Source organism: Anaerolineae bacterium (genome assembly GCA_014360855.1).
Classification (GTDB): domain Bacteria; phylum Chloroflexota; class Anaerolineae; order JACIWP01; family JACIWP01; genus JACIWP01.
Genome location: JACIWP010000407.1, coordinates 1 through 1,831 on the forward strand (window position 1 = coordinate 1; position 1,831 = coordinate 1,831).

The following is a 1,831-nucleotide window of genomic DNA, read 5'->3' on the forward strand; positions in this document are numbered from 1 at the left end:
GGGAGGCGATCTGCGCGACGCGTTCCCGCAGGCGCTCCGCCGCCGCAGTGTGCTCCTCGGCGGAATACGGCAGGGCCATGGGCGTCGCCGGGTATTCGGAAAACCAGTAAATCATCTCGACCGCATCGGGGGGGACGGCCGGCTCGCCGAAGTAGGGGGCGCCGGCCTCGACCGCCAGATAGCGGTAGACCACGGTCTGCCAGCTCTCCCGCAGCCGCTCCAACCGGGGATAGAGGAGGCCGGTCTTCCAGTCGAAGATGGTCAGCCGGCGGCGCGGCTCTACCACCAGCAGGTCCATGCGTGCCAGGAGCACATGTTCGCCGATCGGCGCAGCTAGCTCCACCTCTGGAAAGCGGGGGCCGGCCGGCAGGGCCGGCGGATGGTCCAGGAACGCCTGCCACCATGTTCGCAGGGGCGAATCGGCCGGCTCTGCCTCAATAATATGGGTGACGCTGATGTTCAACAACCACTGCTGGACCAGGCGGTGAAAGCGGGAGCGCTGGAGCAGGTCTGCCTCGCGTTCCCGGGAGAGCGTGGTCTGGGGCCATTCGACGCGCGCCACCCAGCGCAGGTAGAAGAGCCGGGGACAGCGGTCGAAGTCCTGCAGGTTCGATTGGGTGAAGACGAACGGTGGCTGAACAGCCGGCCTGTTCGCAAGCGTTCCCCGCATCATGGTTCTGCCTCACTGATGGGTGCCCCTTTGGCGGCGCGTTCATGGAACTGGCGCAGGCGTTCCAAAGCGGGCGAAATATCGGTTTCCTTATCGCGCAGGATGCCGAACGAGCCGCTGACCAGCCGGCGTCTGCTCCAGCTTATGCACAGCCGGCGGCGGGCGCGGGTGATGCCTACGTACAGCAGGCGCAGACGTTCGGCGATATGCTCCAACTGCGCTTCCTTAGTGGGAGGATGAGCGCCGCGCGGCAGGTCCGCTTCGTCCGACAGGGCGCGGATCAGCTCCGTGACCTCTTCCCGTTCGCTTCCTTCCATGATGCCCCAGCTTTCCATCCATACCTGATCCGGGTGTTCTGGGAACCATGCCCGGTCCGCGCCCAGGATGTACACCAGGTCCCACTCCAACCCCTTGGCGCCGTGCAGGGTGGCGACGTTGATGACGCCCGGTTGAGGCGTATAGCCCAGCTCGCGGAAGCCCATCTGCGGCAGAGCGCGCGGGTCACTGCTCAGCTCGGCCAGCTCGCGCGCCAGGTCCGGCAGGCGCCAGGAGGGGTTCATGTCGGCGGCACGCCGCATGGCGGCGGCGATCTGCTGGACCAATGCGAGTTGGAACGGGGAGCGGAACAGTTCCGTCCCGACGGTCAGCACGAATTCATCAATGGGGAGCAGGGAGGCGCGCAACCAGCCGGCGGCTTGCTCAGCGAAGCGCTCGATGACCGCAATCAGCTCTTCCGGCAGGTCTTCCACCGGTGGAAGCGCCATGCGCCGGCTCTTTCCCGGCTCCGGGAAGAGCAGTCGCTCCGGCCGGGCACTGCGCAGTAGGGCCAACAAGCGGGATACATGCAGTTCCGCCGGCAGTTCCCACACATGCGCCTCGACCAGGGTACTGAACAGCTCCGCCAGGATATTGCTGGTGCGGGGGGCGGTGGCGAAATGGACAATGCTGGCCAGCACCCGCAGTACCGAACGCGTCTGGGAAGGCTCCCGCAGTAGGTCCTCAAAGTCCACCCCCAGCTCGCTCAACTGCTTGACCACCTGACTGCCCAGGATGTTGGTGGGCACGAGGATGGCGACGGTATCGTTCGGGTGGGTCTGCACGTACCGCTTCGCCCGCTGGCATATCTCCCGCACCTCCGCTTCCCAGGTGGGGAACTCGCGC

2 protein-coding genes are annotated in these 1,831 nt (G+C 66.2%); both read right to left on the minus strand.

Annotation, left to right across the window (positions count from 1 at the left end; all coding sequences use genetic code 11):
* Positions 1–670: PD-(D/E)XK nuclease family protein (locus tag H5T60_14550; GenBank protein MBC7243651.1), on the minus strand; the 670-nt coding region annotated here is incomplete at its 3' end.
* On the minus strand, positions 670–1,831 hold a 1,162-nt coding region (locus H5T60_14555; GenBank protein MBC7243652.1), incomplete at its 5' end, for a DEAD/DEAH box helicase. The genes H5T60_14550 and H5T60_14555, both read right to left, overlap by 1 nt.